This window comes from Leptospira ryugenii (genome assembly GCF_003114855.1).
In the GTDB taxonomy this organism is placed as follows: Bacteria; Spirochaetota; Leptospiria; order Leptospirales; family Leptospiraceae; genus Leptospira_A; species Leptospira_A ryugenii.
Genome location: NZ_BFBB01000002.1, coordinates 65,648 through 86,075, shown reverse-complemented (window position 1 = coordinate 86,075; position 20,428 = coordinate 65,648). Strand labels below are relative to the sequence as shown.

Sequence of the window (20,428 nt, the reverse complement as noted above, 5' to 3'; positions counted from 1 at the left end):
GCCTAAGTGCGCCCAAAATTCTCTATTTCTTCCCTTAGAGTGTCGGCCAAGGAATATGGGAAATTAATCCGACGATTTCAGTATGTAATTGACTTTTTTTAGGCTATATTAGCAATAATTGGCATTTTTTACCAACTTTAGCAGTAAAATTTTTTTTAAAAAAATTTGCGAGTGGGGGCTAATTGGAGGATCGGTAAAACACAAAAATCCTTAAGTCATTTTCGAAAATCTTTACTTTTCCCTTTTTGCACTGGCAGTACTACCAGCCAATTGGCACTCAACAGTGCTCATTCAGAGAATGAATGGGGGGTTTTCGGAGGCGAATTCGGGAGAATTAAACGATGCGGTAGATCTTTCTACCAATGCGGAATTGGTCACCTAATTTAAGTTCATAAGGCTCGGTGATCCGAACAAAGACTCCATTTTTACTGTTGAGGTCTTCGATCTTGAGCTTTCCCTCCTGGAAGCTGATGAGGCAGTGCACACGGCTCACAGAAGGATCTTCTAAAATGAGGTCCCCTTGGGCTCTACCGATGGCTAGCTCATTTTCAAAGCTAATCTCATCGATGGCTTGCCCTTCTCCATCCACTGATTGCAATCGAAATGTTCTTTTCCCTGTTTGTGCCACTAAAGGTTCTCTCCTTATGAGTTTCGGTACCCTTGCCTAAGTGCTTAATGAAGGTTTTTGGAGGAACCAGAACCTAAAGAAAAAAAAGTATACATGGAATTTGGACAGAGCATACTTTCAAAAGCTATGGCAAAGAAGCCCTTAAGCCTTTCCGAAATCCAATCTCGCGTTGAAGATTTACAAAAAGAACTAGATGAACTGAAACTTTCACTCAGGGAACACACAAGCCCAGAGAAAGCAAAGGTTGCCGAAAAAAACATCCGTTTGGCGACAGAATCCATCATAGAGCCAACCAGAGCCCCAGAGCCCAACTTTTTATTACAAAAATGGGAGGCATTTATTGGAGAAAATCTATTTATCAAACTAGGACTTGCGACCATTTTATTGGGTGCTATCTGGTTCATCAATTTAGCCTTTGAAGAGTATTGGATCAACGAATCCGTTCGCATTTGGTTGGGAATCATTTCTGGTATAGGGATGGTTCTTTATGGATTGAAGATCACCAATAGTTGGCCTTTGATCGGGCCTTCCCTGATAGGCACAGGAATCTCATTTATATTTGTCTCGTATTTTTTAGGGTATGAGCTGTACGATCTGTACACATCCAAAGAAACGTTTGCCGGATTACTCTTGTTAAATCTTTTTTCGGTCTCTTTATCCTTTTTTCTTCGCAAGGAGGCTATCTTTGGTTTGGGACTATTCGGTACATTTTTAGTTCCTATCCTGCTATCCACCGGAGAGAATTCCTATTTTTTTCTGTTTAGCTACCTTTTATTATGGAATCTACTGTTTGTTTGGCTCTCGCAGAAAACAAAATGGCAGATCACTCCACTCCTACTTCTCCTCGGCAACCATTTGGTCTACACGGCCTGGGCATGGGATCGTTTGGTGGATTCTAATTTTTGGATCCCTTTGGTATTCCAGACATCTATTTTTTTCTTATACCTATACAAAGAATTTTCCATACCTAATTTCAAATCAGAGAGACAATCCGTTTTTTCCTTCGCGACCACAGGTCTCAATTTGGTATTTGCCTATTTGCAGGCCTATTATATCTCCCATTTGTTTTACCCAAACTTCCAAACAGTCCATCTCCTGTTCCTACTCGTAGCATTTTTGGTAGGCTATCTATATTCTTTCCAAAAGAACTCGATCCAAATCAAAACAGACCTTATCTTTAATGGAAATTTGATTTTATTCTTTCTCCTCGTACTTGCGACACTCTCATTGAACTTCGAAGACAGAGTCTTGAGTATCATCCTATTGGCATTTGCAGGTGTTTTAAGTCTTTTCGGCTCACGGATGGACTTGGCATCAGCCAAGATCGTGGCATTGGTATTTTGGCTTTACCATATCACACATTTAGTGTTTGCGCATCCCTATCCCTCTAGCACTGCCATCATCATCCTGAATGTTGACTTTTTCCTTTTTTTGGCAACATCTGGTCTTCTTTACTATTTGCATATACGCCTACAGCAAGAAGATCCATTGAAAACTTTGTTTTTGTATGCGTCTATACCCATTCTCGTCATTGGATCTTTCTTTCAAGTGTATGACTTTATTCCATCGCCGTACAAGACTTTGGCTTACACCTCTATCATATCTGGATATGGACTGATCTTTACTTTTTATAGTTTTATAAATTACGATGCTCGTTTACGAAAGATTGGTTTATTCTTTTTAAGTTTGGTAATCTTAAAACTATATCTTTATGATTTTTGGAATATGGGGACTATAGCCCGTATTTTTGCTGGATTTGGCTTGGGTTTGAGTTTAGTACTTGCAGGTATTTTTTACAATCGATCAAAGAAAAAATTGGAAAAACAGTAGGTTATTATGAAACATATCATTCTTTTTTTAATCTGTAATCTTTCACTTCTTGCGTCTCCTTTCCAAGAAAAGAACTTCCGTTATCTGAAAGACATAGAACCTCCAAAAACCCAAGATACGCAAGGGAAAGTTGTTAGCATTCTATTGGATGATGAAATTTATCTGCATTCTTTTTATGAGGATTTACGAATTGTCTCGGGAGGCCAGCTCATACCTTACATCAGAAGAGAATTGAAACAAACAAAAAGTACTCCTGAAAAGATAGAACCAAAACTATTGTTTAAGAAAAAAGACAAAACAGAAACCATCTACGTTCTCGAATTACCCAAACTCCCGAAAGATTTTGTCTATACCGAACTAGAACTCAGCTCCGAAGAAAAATATGAAGCAGAACTAACCGTATCCACTGGCCAAAATCCAAATGCCCTTACCGATTCCCAGACCCTAAATGCCTATTCTTATGGAGAAGAAGCACAAAACGTTTTCAACATAGGACCAACAAAGAATCGATTTGTGCGAGTTGCTGTAAAAGGAAATGAACCCATAAAATTTACCTCTGTTTCTCGTGAACGAGTGGGAAGTAACCAAGTATGGAGTAAAGAAATTTCGGAATTTAATCTCACTGCATCATCTGAAAAAACGACATATACAATCTCAAATATTAGCAAAAGTCCATTCAATAAAATCAAACTCAAATTCGAAGAACAAAAACTAAATCGATACATCGAAATCGAAGAGTTTTTTAATGAAAAAGAATGGCAGCTTGTATTTTCAGGAAACATAGATTACAACCAAGAAGAGAATCCAGACTTTGAAATCAATTTTGATCGGATGGTGTATTCCACTTACAGAATCCATATCTTTACTGGTGACAACCCTCTCGTACATCTAAAGTCTTTAACCCAAACCAAAGCCAAAGAAGAACTTTTATTCTTTTTGCCAGAAAGTAGTTCCCCTGAATTAAAAATCTATTACGGCAATCGCTACTCTAGATTTCCTGAGTTTGATACCTACCTTCTACCAGAAGAAAATTCAGAATCTATGGAGAGATTACAAATCTCTCCACAAAAAGAGAATTCCGAGTTTGGCTATTCCCTCATCGAACCACCTATCTCTGGATATGTGGCCTCTGCCCTATTCTATATCGGTTTATTGGCTTTATCATTTTTGAGCTATCGTTTTTATCGAAAGATAGAGACGGATGAAAAAGAACTAACAAATATAAATGATAGGAAGCAAACCGAAACAAGCACCTAAAACAGCTCCAGTCCATACCAAAGAAGACTCATCTTCTTTAAAAATGGATCTGAGGATGGTTTCAAACTGCTGATTGGGTAGTGCATTTAGATACTCTTTGAGGCGCAGCCTTAAGTCCTTTTGGAAATCAAAACAAGGCAAAAGACTTGGTTTTCTTTTTTGGATTTCTTCCAGTATTTGCACCGCAATGCCCCAAGAGATTTCTTTGGGAGCCTCTGTCATATCATCAAAATTAGGATGGAGGATTCTTTGCAGTTTTTGGATTTGAAACTGGATAGTAGCAGAACACTCTTTCAAAAATTCATTCGTAGGTGAATGGAGGAAAATAAAATCAAATAGATGTTCGGGGGAAAAAATCTCCTCCGAAAAAAATTGTGAAAAATCATCTGCCACTTGAAATCTTCGTCTTAAGAACAGCCCTTGCCAATGGATGTTTCCTAAGAGTTTTACTTTTTGTATGGGACGGAAGATCATCTGGATCGCAAGCCAATTGGTAATGTAACCAACAAGTGAACCAAAAATAACAAATGCCCAAATCGGAATCATTTCTTTTCCTTGCAGACTCAATACAAAACCAAGCAGTCCCCCAAGCAAAGCTCCACACAAAATAATAAAACGAAATTCAGTCCTGCCCACAGTTTGGAAGATTTGGTTTAATTTCTGAACATGATCACCCGTTAGCTGGGATACCATCATATTTTGCAGATTCAATGCTCTCTCATCTAGAGTTCGAAGCTGCAACATATATTTGTTAATCCAATTTTCCGTCTCCATCACTATCCTTTGTTTGATTTCCATACGAATGCCAGTGCTCATTGCCGATGTTTGCTTAGGAAAATTCCTTTCTAAATGCAAAAAAATTTGTTCACAGGCAAGATTGGACAAAGGCTCTCTCAATGTTTCTTCTGCTTGGACTTCGTGTATCTTTAGTTCCCATTTTGAGTCTTTCGCAATCGAATTTTGGATTATCTTCCATAGATGGGAGGCCATTGTTTGGCTTTTTTTGGGGATTACACCCTGCCATCCGATTACGGAAAAAAATCCACGAAAGTGAAGTGGATAAAACATCATCTGTACAGCCAACCAATTGGTTACACATCCGATGTATGCGTAGAGTAAGGAATAAAAGAAAATGTTAGAACTAAAAAAGGGAGTCATGGAATTCGCTTTTGATTACGAATGTTGGAGGGACTTTCGCCATGATTCTAGGCGTGGGTTCATCAAGCGAAACCACAAGGGAGGAACCAAAGCGATTACGATCATCACCTCATAGCCAAATGGTAACTGAGGCGCTTCATTTACATGTCTTAACACTTGGTACCGACGATTTGCATTCGCATGGTGGTCAGAGTGCCTTTGCAAATGAAATAAAAACGCATTGGAGACAAAGAAATTTTGATTCCAAGAATGGGTGATATCCACTTTCTCAAATTTTCCAGGGCTGATTTCCTTTCTCTCAAGCCCATAGTGTTCAATGTAATTTGTGAGTTCAAGTAGTAGAGTGGCTACGAAGGATTGAAGAAAGAAAAAAACGGGTATTTGCCAAACAAACTTTGCGGAATAGAAACTACCAAATAAAGTCAATGATGCTACAAAACCAAATGTGATAAGCAAATACACAATCATATCGTTTGCCAATGACCAAATAGGACGGTTTTGGTTTTGCAGTCGTTTTGCCTCAATCTTCCAAGCAGAAAGGAAGGAACCTATCACGGTTTGTGGATAGAAGGAATAGAAAGATTGGTTTTCCCTAGAGGTAGCAGAATCTTTCATTGTGGAAACATGAACATGGTGACCTCGGTTGTGTTCAATAAAGAAGTGCATATAAGATACTGTCATGTAGATCATCTTTGAGAGAAATTGTTCCCATCTTGTATTCTTATGGCCTAGTTCGTGACCTACCGTGATTCCGATGCCACCCGTGATTAAACCAGTGGATAAAGCAAACAAAGCCATTTCCCAAATTGCCAATTGAGAATGCGTAAGGAAGAGACAGGCCCATATAACATAAAATAGCTGCAAAAAGGCCCAGGCATAGGTTAAGAATCTAAAGTATTTTTGTTCCGATAAATGTTCCACGTCCTGTTCGGAAGGATTGTGTTTGTCTCCACCCATACAAATATCCAAGATAGGTAGAATCACAAAAATAAGAATTGGAAGTGAGAGTAAATAAAACCCTCCGAGGTAAGCAGAAACTAACCCCACAGGTGGTAGGACAAAAGGGAAGGTAAAACTAATCTTTTTCCAGAAACTCATTCGCTCTCCTTAACTCATTTTCTTGAAATAACCTGAAATATCTCCCAATCCTTCAAAGAGATGGAGCCATGTCGCATTCTGTTTCCGAGATAGTTTCAAAAACAAAGTACCAACAACAAAGGACAAAAATGCCTCACCATCATTCTCATTTTTTTCTCCCAGGTGTTCCGAAAAGAATGCACTCAGTACTGTTTTGTACGAATTCCAACTTTCCTCTAATAAACCTGTGAGCTCCTCAGATTCGGAATGGTGTCGGTTCACATCAACGGCAAGTAACATGAGATTGATGAAGTGTGCTTCCTTGGCCGAAAGATAATTCAATAAATCCCAAGCACTTTTGGAGGCAGAGTTTAATTTTGCAATCTCCTCAGCATCCTTTCCCACAAACAACCGTACCATAGCACCAAACAAAGTCTCTTTGGTCGGAAAATAATGATAAAGTGTTCCCGTTGAAACACCTAACTCTCGTGACAACTCCCGCATGGAAACAGCAGAAACCCCTTTCTTCACAAAAATGGGCATACACTTCTCTAAAAGCTCAATGCGATAAAGGTCATGGTCGACAATCTTTGGCATATAGATACCGTCTTAATCGAACACCTGTTTTAAAATAGACATCCGATGGAATCAGTCAAGTTTTTAATCATACTTTGAAAACTACACTTGCTGTAAATAGCCTTTGCTGGCATACCTGGAATAGACGAAGAAAGATCTCTTTTCCTAATCGATTCTGTTCAGAATGGTAGGACTTTCTCATTTGGCGGAGTATTTTTAATGAAGTTTTGTCTTCTCACGATTTCGTTTTCCATTGCACTCGTCTCCTGCACAGGGACGAGACCTCAAATCTTAGGTATAAAAGAGGGAAGGCTATATGCTTGTCCAAAGACTCCGAATTGTGTCAGCTCATTTGAAGATCCCAAAGACAGTGAGCATTTCCGAGAGGCTCTCCCATTCAAAGGCGACGCAAAGCAAGCGATAGAAAACCTAAAGAAAAAAATAGAATCCTACCCGAGAGCAGAGATCATCACTTTGGAAAGTAATTATATCTATGCAGAGTTTACCTCTCTCCTCTTCCGTTTTGTGGACGATGTGGAATTTTATGTAGATGAAAAAAATAAAAAACTGCACTTCCGCTCTGCCTCTCGCCTGGGAAAGGGAGACCTAGGTGTGAACCGAAAGCGCATCGAAGCCTTACTGAAAGATTTGGAAATCTAGGGGATTTACTTCTTTCCGTGAATTTCCTGTAAAGAGTTCACACTGTACCCTTTGTCCTTCATTTCGACAAGCCCATCAATCAAAGCCTTCGCAGCTTGGGATGTTGTCAAACATGGCACTTTGTATTTAATCGCTGCTTGGCGAATTGTAAAGGCGTTCTCTCGTGTCACACGCGAGAGAGGAGTATTGATGATCAAATGTATTTTCTTTTCACGGATGTAATCGACAACATTCGGAAAGTAGTTATCGTAAATTTTATTAATTTTACTTGATAAGATGCCGTTTTCTGACAAGAACTTATGTGTACCTTCCGTTGCGATTAGAATATAACCTAAATTGGATAAGGCTCTGATCGATTCTAACAATTCAGGTTTTGTTTTGTCATTGATCGTCACAAATACAGTACCTTGTTTCGGAGGTTCTTCACCAGCCATAATTTGAGCTTTTACAAAGGCCTCACCTTTAGAATGTGCCACACCCATTACCTCGCCCGTAGATCTCATTTCGGGGCCTAAGATGGTATCAACACCCGGAAACTTATTAAAAGGTAGGACTGCTTCTTTCACGGTTACCATAGGGGCAGTGAACTTTTTTCCTAATTTGAAGCTAGCTAAAGACTCACCTAACATAACACGAACTGCAATTTTCACAAGAGGTATGCCTATGGATTTTGCGACAAAAGGAACTGTTCGCGATGCCCTTGGGTTTACTTCCAAAACATATAGTGTTTCTTCTTTGATAGCAAATTGAATGTTGATGAGTCCTTTTACATTCAATTCTAAAGCCAAAGAATGCGTAGCTGCCTCAATTTCTTGGATCATTCTCTCAGAAATCGACTGTGGCGGTAGAACACATGCTGAGTCTCCCGAATGGATTCCAGCTTCTTCGATATGTTCCATAATGCCTGCGATGAAGACATCTTTTCCATCACAGATCGCATCCACATCTACTTCAGTTGCATCTTGCAAAAAGGAATCAATTAGAAGTGGCCTATCTTCAGAAACTTCTTCAGCTTCCTCCATATACTTATCTAATTCTGACTCCTCATTGACAATAAGCATAGCGCGACCACCTAATACGTATGAGGGTCTAACCAAAACGGGATAGCCAATACGTGAGGCAATCTCTCTTGCTTTTTCCTTTGAAGAAGCTATTCCATTGGCAGGCGAGAGTAACTTGAGTTTTTCAAGTACTTCTGAAAAACGCTTTCTATCTTCTGCCCTATCAATGGAGTCAGGGCTTGTTCCCAAAATGGGAACTCCTCTTTTTTCGAGTGATTTGGCTAATTTTAAGGGAGTCTGGCCGCCCAATTGGACGATAACACCGTCTGGCTTTTCTTTGTAGAAAATATTCATCACATCTTCTAAGGAAAGAGGTTCAAAGTAGAGTCTGTCCGAGGTATCATAATCAGTAGATACTGTTTCAGGATTTGAATTTACCATTATAGATTCCACATTGGAATCTTGTAATGCGAATGAAGCATGGCAACAGCAATAGTCAAATTCGATTCCCTGGCCGATTCGATTGGGTCCACCTCCCAAAATCATTACCTTCTTTTTGTTTGTGATATCGGCTTCATCTTCTTCATCATAAGTGGAATAGAGATAGGGAGTAAATGCTTCGAACTCACCAGCACAGGTATCTATCCTCTTGTAGACAGGTTTTATTTGGGAGCTAAGCAGAAATGACTCTATGCTTTCCTCTTCTGTCCTTAAAATACTTTCAACTTTGGCCTTAATAATATCAATGCTTGCTCCACTACGGATTTGGCTAATGATTTCAGATTCTTTTGCAAGGAAGGCCAATTGACGATTTGAAAATCCTGCCTCCTTCATCTTGCGTATCATTGCCCTACCCTTATTTTTGAATTCCTTTTCCAAAAGATAGAGTTCTTCAAATTGGTATAAGAACCAAGGGTCTATTTTGCAGAGATCATGGATTTCTTCGTTGGTAAATCCATATTGGTATCCAAGTTTTACATAAAATATCCGTTTGTCGGTAGGTCTTTTGATTTTTGCTTTTAACCAATTCGATTTCTCTGCATCGGATATATTTTCCCATTCCAATAGCTCTTTTAAATAACCATCACTGCCAAATCCAAACCTGTCGATCTCCAGGGAGCGAAGTGCTTTTTGAAAACTTTCTTTAAACGTTCGGCCGATCGCCATTGCTTCACCGACAGCTTTCATTTGTACACCCAAAGTACTATCAGAACCAGGAAACTTTTCGAAGGCAAAACGTGGAATCTTTGTCACAACATAATCGATTGATGGTTCAAAGCTAGCGGGAGTTACACGGGTGATATCATTTTTGATTTCATCAAGTGTATATCCTATGGATAACAATGCAGCAATTTTTGCGATAGGAAAACCTGTTGCTTTTGATGCCAGGGCTGAAGAGCGAGACACACGAGGGTTCATCTCGATCACTATGACATCTCCATTCTCAGGATTAACTGCAAATTGGATATTGGAACCACCCGTTTCCACCCCAATCTCTCGTATGATGTCAATAGACATATCACGAAGCCTTTGGTACTCTTTATCACTGAGAGTTTGTTGTGGTGCTACGGTAATCGAGTCACCAGTATGTACTCCCATGGGATCAATGTTTTCAATGGAACAGATGATGACCACATTGTCCGCTAAATCCCTCATTACTTCCAATTCAAACTCTTTCCAGCCCAAAACAGACTCTTCGACTAATATTTGTGAGATGGGGGATGCAGATAGACCTTTTTGTGCAATTTCTTCAAACTCATCTGGCGTATAACAAGTACCACCACCCGTTCCCCCTAAGGTGAAGGCTGGCCGAATGATAATGGGAAATCCAATCTCTTTTGCGGCAGTTCTAGCTGCTTCCATGTCGGAGACCATGAAAGACTTTGCCACACGGATACCGAGTTTTTCCATGGCCTTTTTAAAAAGCTCACGGTCTTCCGCCTTGCGGATTGCCTCAACTTTTGCGCCAATCAACTCTACATTGTACTTTTCTAAAATGCCTTCCTTGTGGAGGGACAAGGCTAGATTGAGTGCAGTTTGTCCGCCGACTGTGGGCAATATGGCGTCAGGTTTTTCTTTTTTGATGATTTTTTCTAGTACTGGTACAGTCAGCGGTTCTATGTACGTTGCATCTGCAAGCTCCGGGTCCGTCATGATGGTAGCCGGGTTGGAGTTGACGAGAATGACTCGGAGGCCTTTTTCTCGGAGTGCCTTCGTTGCTTGGGTACCCGAATAATCAAACTCACATGCTTGGCCAATGACTATGGGCCCAGAACCGATGATGAGGATTGATGTAAGGTCTTCTCGTTTTGGCATATGGCTCCACCGCTCTTAAAATTTTCCGCTATTGGTCAGTATTTCTCAATGATCCAGGAAGTAAATAATCTCCCGCTTGGACTCCGCCTTCCCATTTTTGCACGAGTCCAAAAAGTTGGCGTTTTAGTTTCGGACCCACCTCTCCGAGTGGGTAGAGGTTCTTTTGGTTCAAAGGGTCTTTCTTTCGGTCGTAGAGTTCCCAAATCACACCCTGCCTGGTGGGGATGTAGATAAGTTTGTATTGGCTAGTTTGGAGGCTTCGGTGTTTGGAAAAGGCAATGGTTTCCCGAAAGCCAAGGTCTGTGATCATGATCTGGTAGTCTTCCTCTGCCACCACTCGGTGCAGTTGTAGGATATTCGGATACGGGATCCTTTGTTTTTGGAAAAAATGATCTCCTTTGTCGGAAAACCAAATCCCAGTTTCAGAATACACTGCTCGGTCGGCGGGTAGCTCATTTCCCTCCAAAAATCCCAAAAGATTGCTGCCGGGTCGTTCTGATGGGAGGGGCAAGCCTTGGAAGGCAAGGAGAGTTGGGAAAAGATCGATGGAGGAAGTCGGGACATGGATATCTCTGGGAGCCCCTAAGCGGTGGCCTTTGGGGAATTTAACCAATAGGGGGATGTGTGTGACAGCTTCTCCTCTTAGGTGTTCTCCGTGGCCTTGGCCATGAATGTCTTCGAACAAAGCTTCTCCATGGTCAGCGGTAACTATGACCAAAGATCTGTCATACAAACCTCTCTCTTTCAGAGATTCCATCATCCTTCGGAATTCCTCATCAAAGGCATACACTGAGGAATCAAATAAATTACGGATTTGGTTTACATCTTCCGGGTTTGGATGTTCGGCGACGGATGGATCGACAAATTTTAAGTATTTATAATTTCCATAATAGTCTGGGTCCGTAAACTTTTGGTAGTGTGGGTATGGTGGAGAATAGGGAAAATGAACTACACTGGAAAAATAAGTAATGAAAACCGAATGGTCGGGGTTTCGGTCTAGAATTTCCTCAAAGGAGTGGCAATACCTCGTCCCATCACCCCAAGTCGAAAGCCCATCGACTTCTTCTATAAACTTGCCCATACCGAAATAAGAACCTGTCAAGATAGGCAGAAGCAAGAGTTGAGATTCTAGTGTTCTCTGGACGGTCATGATCCTCGCATTAAAATTTGGTGTCAAAGTTTCCGAATAACCAAAATTAGCTCTAGGAAAGATATCAGCTGCAAATCCACCCAACACATAAGATCTATACCCTTCTCGGTTCAGAATCTGCGGAATGGTTTCAAAGGGGCTCCTTCCGATTCTTATCTGTTCCTCTTTGGCTGGGAACATATCTCGAATCCAATGGCTCATTGAGAAATGTCCCGTGAGTAGATCCGTCCAACTCGGAAAGGTTCGCGGAATGGTTGTATGGTGGTCATGGAAAACAACAGCTTCTTTTGCAAAGGCATCTAAGCTAGGGCTGATCTTTGGATTTCCATTTACAAAACCTAATTTGTCATAACGCAGTGAATCTGCAGAAATCAAAATGATAGGAACATTCTTTTCACTTCCAGAATTTGTGAATCGATCTAATTTTCTACTGAACCATGGCAAAAAGAAGAGTGCTATCACGACTGATAGAAAGAATACATAGGTCTTTCGGTGGATGGCTTCTATCCTCTGCAAAAATAGCGGCAAAGACAAAACATAAAGAATTCCAAAAACCATTTGCCCATGTTTAAAGATTAATAGGGAAACTAAGCAATGCATTAGAAAAAATGCAGATTCTTTTGTTTTCTTTTGGTAAAAAGTGACAAGTATCTTCAGCAGAGGAAGGAGATAGAGAAGTGATAGTCCAACCAAGAACAGATTTGGGTGGAAGTGGTTTGTCAAAAAATATAAGAAAGGTTTTGCCCAAATATGGCGGAAGTAAAAAAATTCTCCATAAATTTGCGGAAAGCTTACCATGGAGTGGCATAAACTGAGAAACAAGCTTACAAATAAAATGGGCGCTATATTTTTCAGGTATATCCTTTCTTTTTTCCAAAAGAAGGCAAAATAGTAAACAGATCCTAACAAACAAATACTTAAAAACTGAGCACCAAATACACGTAATGTGGAAAAGAAGTATACTCCAAAAAAATCACCTAAATATTCTTTTAAGTATTCGGAAACATCTACACCCATGATATGAAAGGATGTATTGAATGCCAAAAAGAAGAGATATAGAAAGAGGGAAAGATAGAATGTAGGGACTAAAAAGTGTTTTAGAAAGGATCTGGCTGGAAACATTTCCATTGCGGTCATGTTTCCAGAGCCTGAAGATTCGTAAACTTTTCAAATCCAAACTAGGGTAAAATCTGCATCGCGGGAACTGGGCTTTCCGAAAAAACCTCTGGCGAATACATTGCCTCTACCCTTACATTTGGCAAAGAGTAGCTCCCTGCCTGCCCAAGACGGATTTGGTATTCTATCGTATGTTTGCCTTGTGGAAGGTATTCGAAATAAGCACGATACAGAGAAAAGGTTCTCTCTTCCCAGGAAGGACTGACTGTATCCACTTGCGAAATGGAACCAGATTCTAGCATCTTAGATTCGCGGCTAAGGCCTCGTCCCATATGTATGCTGCCAGACGGGATGGGATCTTCCAAAACCACCCACGTTTTGTCAGAGTCTGCCTGGATTTCCAAACGAATTCGAATGACATCACCTCTTGTAAACTTACCTTCTGTTTTCTGCGAGACAGCTTGGATGGTCCTATTTACCGAATAACCAGCATTCAATGGTTTTTTGAGTGGAATTTTAGAGCTTGCTTGCCAAAACACCCAAGGTTTCCCTTTTCCATCATAGTCTATCTCTAAAGATTTTTCCTGGGATTTTACGGCTATGGAAACACTATCTCGTTTGTTTGGGTCTAGAGCTATCTCTCGATTGGATTCTCTGAGTTTCAAAAATCCACTTTCTACCTTTTCTGACTCCAGAAGTTTTGCTGCCATCCCTAAAGCAAGAACCGCATAGGCATTTCCTAGAGTGGTATCCCAACGACCTCTGATCTGCCGTTTTAAGAGCCCTTTGACCAAACGTGACCGGTCTCTCTCATACGACGGCTCACGTAAAGTCCAGATCAATAGCCTAGCACTGGTATAATCTTTAGAACCAAGGATCCACCATGGTGATGGGAAATTTTGATCAGCGATTCCCATTTCACTCCCTTGCAAATTCAATCGATTTCTGAGCGCATTGGCCAAACGACTTTTTACAGTTGGGTTCACGTTTTCGGTTCTAGATAGGATTTCGGAGAGGTCCACTAGTGAAGAAGTAGGCAATAGTTCTATCTGGTTTGCCAATGAGGACACTTGGTCCCATTTTAAAACATGGTAGCGAGAAATTGCTTCCGTTACAATGATCCGTCGTAGAATCGTATCGGCTCCAAAAGACCAAGGCTCTCCCGGTACATACCCTCCTAAATACCCATTCAGTCCTTCTAACATTCGTTGGCTGACCTCTGGCTTCCATTCGTAACCGGCCAATTTTGCAGAAGTTAATACATAAGCTGTGAGCAGTTCGCTGCCATGGTTCATGCTCGGAAAAAATTTAGCTAAGCCGTTCTCGTCTAAATATGAGGATAGTTCATCATCGATCGATGACCAACGATTCTTATCTTTTAATCCAATCGCTTGAGAGATTCTTTGTTCCAGACAATGGTATGGATAGGTTTGGAAATAGCTCTCTACAGTCTTAAAATTTCCGAATAATGTTGGGCTTACTGATACTTTGAAGTTACTCTCTCCTTCTGCGTCCTCTGGAGATTTTAAAGTTTCCTGTATCTTTGTCTCCCACTGTTGGAACCCTGCCATAAAAACTGATTCTTTGAGTACGGGTTGTACTTTTTGTTTTATTGATAATTTATCTAATATTTGGCCAGAAGTATCCTTCACTTCCAAGAGAAATTCTCTTTCTTGGATGCCTTTCGGAACCTCCCATAGCCAAACAAAAGGTTTTGTACTACCAGGAAGAAGAGTCTCCTCTTGGCTCTCTTTTTTCGCTTCTGACTTTTTTCCTGTTCCAAGATTTGTATCGACAACAGATAGAATCACCTTCACGGCTTGGCTTTCTTCCCCTGCATTGCGTAGTGTAAATTCATGTTGGAATCGATCCCCTTCTCTAACCACTTCTGGAAGGCTTGAGAACGATTGGATGTTCTGGTTGGTTTGGATGCTCTTTGTGCCGGTGCCGAATTCATAAACCCCTGAACTAGCAACTGCTACAATTTTAAAAGAAGTCAAGGAGTCGTTCAAAGGAAAACTGACACTTGCTTTACCATCTTTGTCCAAGAGAACTTTTCCTTTCCAAAAAACTAAAGTATTGAAGAGAGAACGTGTCGGTGATTTGCCTCCTCCGCCACCTGGAGGTTTTGCTTTCAAACCAAAATGCCGTTTCCCTATGATTTGGGACTGCGCCGTCGCTGTGCTTACATCATGCCCACGCAGTCCCATCATCTTTTCTATTAAGTTCCAGGTAGGATTGGGTGATAATTCTAAGAGTGCTTCATCAACAACGGCAACCAGGATCTCTCCACCGGCCTTTGGTATGCGACCCAAAGAGTCTTTGACTTGTATTTTGGCAGTCACAGAATCTCGCACCTTGTATTGGTTTTTTTCAGTCTCCACTTGAACTTGCAACTGAAAGGGTTTCCAACCGACTTGTACGGGTGCTAAACCAAGCCGAAAACTAGGTTTCGCGAGGTCCACTAAACCTGTTGGTTTTGGTTCACCGACTCGACCTCGTAAAAGTAAAACCGATATATAGATGTTAGGTGCATACTCCTTTTTAATAGGTATCTGTATGACAGGGTCCTTCCCCGAAACAGGTACTATCATAGAATCTATGACTCCTTCTCTTTCGATTGTTACGAGGGCATTTGCTTCTCGAAACGGAGAACGCAATTGAACTTTTAATACTTCACCAATCTCCGCGTGATTCTTTTCTGGGAGTATGTCCATACGATTGTGATCACTTGCCTCAAACCAAATCTCTTCTGAATCAGCTACGTATACCGAATAACCAGAATTAGTTTTCTTTCCGCGATCATCTTCTGTTTCCGCGACAAATAAAACTTCTCCGCTAGTCGGTGCTTTTCCTTCACAGAATAGAATGCCTTGTTCATTTGTCTTTCCCTGGCAAAAATTTCCCAAGTCTTTCACTTCTCGATAGTGTTCATAAGCATAATATCCTCCCACGAGACGTTTGCGATTGGAATAATAGACTTGTGAGTAAGCTTTGACTAATATCTTTTGATTTCTTTTTGGCTTTTGGTCTAAGTCGATTGCCAAAATTTGCATCTCAACTTTTTCTTTTGTAAACATCCACCCTTTGGGTTGGATACCAAGACGGACATCATTTGCATGTACTTCAAATCGTCTTGCAATGGTCTGTATTTCTCCATTCGGATCTAAATATTCCATCTCCACGTCGAAGTGTTTTTCTTCCTCCCATGGACCTAAATCTTTGTAGGTATGGGAAAGAAATCCTTTCTCATCCAAGTTAAAAGATTCGGTTTTTAACTCATTTTTTGTTTCAGTCCTTTCTTCTGTTTCCTCTTCATAAGAACTTAGCCTTACCTTTCCCACCTCGATCTTTTCTGGTTGGAAGTGAAAATTTTCATATTCATCTTTCACACGAAAATAACTTGGATTGATTTGAGCGCGGAGTTTGATGGGGTGGTTTGCAGCACCACCTCCTGAAAGGTATTGAAGGTTTAGATCCAATTTGATTTGGTTAGGCGAGACAAGATGTGCTTTGTCAGTTATTACTTGTATGCCCCCCTTCAAGACAGGCAATCGAAACTCCTCTACTTTAAAACTGGCGACCGTCTCACCGTAGCTATCATCATCCATAGAAGCAGGATAGTAGACTCTGTACGTTCCCAATTTTGCTTTTTTAGGGATTTGAAATTCTGATTCTGCACTTCCTGGGAATGACCAAACCAATGGACTCGAAAACTTTTCTCCTGAAGCCTCATGGCTGATCACAACCTTTTTCGGATATCGGTTTGGGTCAGATGCTAATAAGCCTTGGATGGAATGTGAGCGTCTAATGTGCTTTAAATGAACAGTTTCGCCAGATCGAAATAAAGTCCTATCCAATACAACGGTTTGTACTTCACTTCCGTCATGGTATGAATAAGAAGGTAGATTATAACGCCAAGCTTCGATTCCTTTATCCCAATTGCTGGAAGCAAAAGAAATATCGCCAGACTTCTCGGCAAAGATTGTCAAACCACTTCCCAATTCATGGTAACCACAGTAGGGAATCTCACCAACTATCTTTCCAAACTTGAAGATACCATCTTTATTTGTGACTCCATTGGCACGAATGTTGCCTTTACAGTCCATTACCTTCACAATGGCCAAAGCCTCAGGTTCTGCCTTGTCTAAACTCGTTACCCACACAAGAGAACTCTCTCCACCCCATTTGAAATGAATGGATAAATTGGTAACAAGAGCGGATGAGATAACATACATCTTCCCTTTTTTTTCTAAGAGATTGTTTCCCAATACATCACTCGACAATTCGAAGAGATAAAAACCTGGGCCAGGAAGCGGAATTCCAACAACTTCCATGGGTTTCTTTCCGTTCGGTTTGGGAAGGGTTTGGTTTTCCGGGTTGTCTTTAAAGAGTTTTTTTGCAAAAATACTTTGTTCCCGTTTGTGTTTACTCATGGCCTGGAACATTTTCATGATCTCAAGCGGATCTAAACTCTTTTGGCTGGCTGCGTTCACAACTAATCCGAGTTTTTTGAGAGGAAGTTGGGCTTCCAAATTTCGGACTGTTACGGGAAGGGCAGGATTTGCTTTGGATTCTAAAATTCCAAATTGTGCTGCAAATTTAGCTAAAGGGGGAAACTCCCCTGTCTTTACTTTCAAAGGGAAACTTTCTTGGTTGGCCAATTTGCGGCCCATCTCATCACGCAATTCATTTGGGATCTCAATTGTAAATTCGGATGATTCTGGGAATGGTCCCGCAAAACTGACATAAAACGAACCTTCCTCTCCTGGAACCTCTTTTGAGACAGAGGATGGATACATTGTACCATCAGCTCCTCGTAAACTTATCTTTTGAAGATCCTTCCTAAGTACCGATGCATTAAAGGAAAGGCTCATTGGCAAAATCGGTATACAATTTGCTTTTGCATTAACTCGTTCACATGAGAAATTTACTGAGAAAGCTGGTCTAACAGTGAATTGGTGGACTTCTTCTTGAGAGACCTCTCCACCTAATTTTGCTTTGATCCCTTTTCCCCAAACCAATTGAATTGGTTTTTCCGGTAAAAAGTTTTGTTTTGCTTTGATGACAAGAGTCTTCGCATCATTGGTGAATCCATGGCTTTTTAAAGCAAGTTCTCTCTCTTTTTTGCCTACCATCTCTATCCCAATTTGTGAATTCAATTCTGGTAAATAAAAAAAGGCATACTTTAATACAGTATCAATCACTGGTTCCGCATCTAGCTGTAGTACAAAGTACTGGTCTTCATCAACTGAATTTCCAGAATAAGGATGGGTATACTGGATGGAGGGCCCACCAGTATGAAAGCCAAACTCCTTTTGCCCTACTAGTGCTTTTCCTTTGAGTGAGAGGACAGTTTGTTTTGCTCGAAACTTGCAGACAACACCTCCAGGTAATTCTTGTTCAAATTCATAGACCCAAGTCAAAGAATCTAACCAACGAGCTTTCCCAGGCAATGGACAATCAATATCAAATAAATCTTCTTTCGGTCTCGGGTCTCCTAAGCTCACCATTGGTTCCGAAAAACGAACCTGAACTTGTTTCACTTGTTTTGTGAATTCTGTGGGTGAGAACAATTCAATACTAAGTCCATTTGATTGGGAATCACTTTGGTGTACAAAGAGTAAGAAGCAGAAGAGAAATGAACTGAGACGAGAGATCTTTCGGAATTTCATATCTTCCAAAGAATCTGAAATGGGACTTTGTTTGGGAAGGATTTTCTCGTCTATGGATTGGAGGATTGGTTTCTTTTTCTCTGCCGAAAGCAAATATAGAACCAAGTCAAAATGAGTACTGCTAAGTAAGCCAAAGAACCCATTCCTTTTTTGAAAATTTCGGATTCACTTTCACCCCTCCAAACCAAAAAAATGGAGTGTTCCTTGGGGCTTTCTCCCTTCGCATCTGTCTTATCTGTTTCCCAGAGTGCCTCCCGTAAGACATTGCCTCCCTTGGTTTCTTTGGCGAAGGCACATGACTCCTCAGGTTTGGAGTAACATAGTGCATACAATCCCAAATCTTTTTTTTCTTTCCCCTTTGCATAGATGGGTGCATAGCGAAACTGCAAGAGAGGGCCGTAATATGTCCCTGTTCCTCTTTTTCTCACATTGATATGTGCTAAAAATGATCCTGATTTTGTTTCATCTAAATCAAAATCTTTGAGAAAGATATATTTGTAATGGGCATATCGTATGGCTTCTTCCGGACTGATCTCTCTAGCAACCGTTAGTTGAGTTATATATCCTACAAAGTCTCCCAAAAAAAGAATAGAAGTAGCTCCACCAAAAATGGCAAAAAAGACAGAAAATAGAATTGAGTATCCATATTTCGAGATTAGAGAAATTCCAATTAAAAGGAGAGGAAGAAATAAAATGATCAGTGCCCAAATCGAGATAGAAACTGGTAAATAAGCACCAAACGGAACTAAGGCGATAGAAAAACCTATAATCATCAATAGTCCCCAAAAGAACATAGATTTTTCATTTGGCTGTCGGTTGGGCCTCTCTGGCCTTCTTTTCGGTTTGGACTCTACAAAACCTAACATTACCTTTCTCTCACACGAAAGTCTTTTCGTATTTTCTGCCAGTATTCATCCCCCAATGCTTTTTCTGTTTCTGGATACGACAGAGAGAGCATAAATCCTAGCGGGGAATTATAGTAGTAGTATTCTCTCATCATATAGTAAGATACTTTTCCCAATTCGTCTACAACTTTGAAACGGCTTAGATAATCCTTTCCATCAGGGATTCTGGTAAAGTTTCGATCAAACATAGATTTTGTGTTGATCCCTCTTTCTCTATCCCAAAACCGAAAGTAAGTGTCTATCGTGCGCACGGAGGGTTCCTCATCAAAGGTACTTCCGATTGTCAAAATAATCTTTCTGGGTTCTTTTGATGTTAGGCCCGTTTCTTGGAGTTCCATGGCTTCCTGCAACTCATCCCAATTTTCATCTCGGTCTGGTTGGAGGAACTCAACAAATCGTACGAGTCTCATATGGGAACGATTCCATTTTCGATACTTTCCTGGTTTCTTTTTAAAGAGACCTTCATATCTGAGCTCTGCCGGAATGGCAACAGAATACCGAAATGTCTCGGATTCCAAATGAAGTGCGATAATTTTACCACCGTCTTCCTCATAACAACCATAAGGCTCTGTACGAAAGCTAAGTTCTTCTATCTTATCCTCGTATTTCGAATACAATTGCGAACTAAGTTGATAGGCTTCCGTTGACCAAGGAGGAAAAAAACCAGGCTCTTTTTTAGAATGGATTCGTTGGCACAAACCTATCCCTTTCCCTAAAAATAATGCTTCTAAGTCTTTGCGAGACTCAATGAGCGCTTTCATTTCAGCTAAAGCTAAATCTCCATCCGATTCCAGTGGGAACTCTCTTTTATAACTGTCATCTATACTGTATTGAAGTTTAAGCGAAGGGAGAATAAAGTAATTTCTTCCAAAACGATCCTGTCTGTACTCAGTCTTTGGAATTTGAGAAGATATCTTAAGAAACCGGTGGTAGGATCGTCGTTCTTCTTCGAGGTTTTCTTGGATCCAAGGTTTTTCAAGCAGAGGATCTACGATCAAAGAATCTGATGCTAATAAAAGGTCAAAAAAAATCAAACCAGCGAAAATGGCAAGATAACGTAAGTTAATTGCCATTTAAAA

General features: G+C 40.5%; 12 protein-coding genes. 3 read left to right on the top strand and 9 right to left on the bottom strand.

Going from position 1 to position 20,428, the window contains the following annotated elements; genetic code table 11:
- Positions 1-334: 334 nt before the first annotated feature.
- On the bottom strand, positions 335-628 hold the full coding sequence (locus DI060_RS01065) for an FHA domain-containing protein (protein WP_167836872.1): 294 nt from the start codon (positions 626-628) through the stop codon (positions 335-337).
- A 93-nt stretch (positions 629-721) separates the two neighbouring features.
- On the opposite strand from DI060_RS01065, the gene DI060_RS01060 reads away from it, so the two are divergent.
- Complete coding sequence (locus DI060_RS01060) at positions 722-2,458, top strand: DUF2339 domain-containing protein (protein ID WP_135354966.1); 1,737 nt, start codon at positions 722-724, stop codon at positions 2,456-2,458.
- A gap of 6 nt (positions 2,459-2,464) precedes the next feature.
- On the top strand, positions 2,465-3,715 hold the full coding sequence (locus tag DI060_RS01055) for a hypothetical protein (protein ID WP_108972806.1): 1,251 nt from the start codon (positions 2,465-2,467) through the stop codon (positions 3,713-3,715).
- Here DI060_RS01055 and DI060_RS01050 read toward each other — a convergent pair.
- Genes DI060_RS01050 through DI060_RS01040 form a run of 3 tightly spaced genes read right to left on the bottom strand, consistent with a single transcriptional unit; the run spans position 3,671 to position 6,547 of the window.
- Positions 3,671-4,873, bottom strand: a complete 1,203-nt coding sequence (locus tag DI060_RS01050) for a DUF445 family protein (RefSeq protein ID WP_108972804.1) — start codon at positions 4,871-4,873, stop codon at positions 3,671-3,673. The genes DI060_RS01055 and DI060_RS01050 overlap by 45 nt on opposite strands.
- A gap of 15 nt (positions 4,874-4,888) precedes the next feature.
- Entirely contained in the window at positions 4,889-5,971 is a 1,083-nt protein-coding gene (locus tag DI060_RS01045; RefSeq protein WP_108972802.1) for an alkane 1-monooxygenase, read from the bottom strand.
- A gap of 9 nt (positions 5,972-5,980) precedes the next feature.
- The gene (locus tag DI060_RS01040) at positions 5,981-6,547 is read right to left on the bottom strand and encodes a TetR/AcrR family transcriptional regulator (RefSeq protein WP_108972800.1); all 567 of its coding nucleotides are present in this window, start codon (positions 6,545-6,547) and stop codon (positions 5,981-5,983) included.
- Positions 6,548-6,745: 198 nt separating this feature from the next.
- Here DI060_RS01040 and DI060_RS01035 point away from each other — a divergent pair, with 198 nt between their 5' ends.
- Complete coding sequence (locus DI060_RS01035; protein WP_108972797.1) at positions 6,746-7,186, top strand: DUF1499 domain-containing protein; 441 nt, start codon at positions 6,746-6,748, stop codon at positions 7,184-7,186.
- Between the two features lie 5 nt (positions 7,187-7,191).
- Here the strand turns inward: DI060_RS01035 and carB are convergent, their stop codons facing one another.
- Genes carB through DI060_RS01010 form a run of 5 tightly spaced genes read right to left on the bottom strand, consistent with a single transcriptional unit; the run spans position 7,192 to position 20,422 of the window.
- On the bottom strand, positions 7,192-10,503 hold the full coding sequence (carB, locus tag DI060_RS01030) for a carbamoyl-phosphate synthase large subunit (protein WP_108972795.1): 3,312 nt from the start codon (positions 10,501-10,503) through the stop codon (positions 7,192-7,194).
- A gap of 28 nt (positions 10,504-10,531) precedes the next feature.
- Positions 10,532-12,775, bottom strand: a complete 2,244-nt coding sequence (locus DI060_RS01025) for a sulfatase family protein (RefSeq protein WP_244594242.1) — start codon at positions 12,773-12,775, stop codon at positions 10,532-10,534.
- Positions 12,776-12,831: 56 nt separating this feature from the next.
- Complete coding sequence (locus tag DI060_RS01020) at positions 12,832-18,549, bottom strand: alpha-2-macroglobulin family protein (protein ID WP_244594241.1); 5,718 nt, start codon at positions 18,547-18,549, stop codon at positions 12,832-12,834.
- Complete coding sequence (locus tag DI060_RS01015) at positions 18,495-19,310, bottom strand: hypothetical protein (RefSeq protein ID WP_108972793.1); 816 nt, start codon at positions 19,308-19,310, stop codon at positions 18,495-18,497. Before DI060_RS01015 ends, DI060_RS01020 begins: the two co-directional genes overlap by 55 nt.
- Complete coding sequence (locus DI060_RS01010) at positions 19,310-20,422, bottom strand: LIC10775 family protein (RefSeq protein ID WP_108972791.1); 1,113 nt, start codon at positions 20,420-20,422, stop codon at positions 19,310-19,312. The genes DI060_RS01015 and DI060_RS01010 overlap by 1 nt, the downstream gene beginning before the upstream one ends.
- Between the last annotated feature and the right edge of the window lie 6 nt (positions 20,423-20,428).